Annotated in this window: 1 protein-coding gene; it reads left to right on the top strand. The window is 53.0% G+C overall.

Going from position 1 to position 347, the window contains the following annotated elements; all coding sequences use genetic code 11:
- The coding region (locus ACTHUE_RS20670) for a penicillin-binding transpeptidase domain-containing protein (protein ID WP_440424348.1) at positions 1 to 347 on the top strand (347 nt) is incomplete at both ends.

Below are 347 nucleotides of genomic sequence, written 5' to 3'. Positions count from 1 at the left end.
GGCATCGACAGCGACACTTGGAAAATGCTGAATGACGATTGGAAAAAGCCTTTGATCAACCGCGTTACCCAAGGCCTTTATCCGCCGGGTTCTACATTCAAACCCTTTATGGGCATGGCTTTGTTGGAAAGCGGCAAAATCACTCAAAACACCATCGTCCCCGCTCCCGGCGCATGGAGCATACCCGGCAGCCGCCATATCTTCCGCGACTCCGTCCGCAGCGGTCACGGCTCGGCCAACTTGAGCAAAGCCATTCAAGTATCCTCAGATACCTTCTTCTACCGTTTGGGTTACGAAATGGGTATCGATAAAGCCTCTCCGTATCTGGCGCAATTCGGTTTCGGCCA

The sequence above is a fragment of the Neisseria sp. P0021.S005 genome (genome assembly GCF_051956955.1).
Note: the sequence above shows the minus strand (reverse complement) of the source record. Positions and strands in the feature narration are given on the sequence as shown.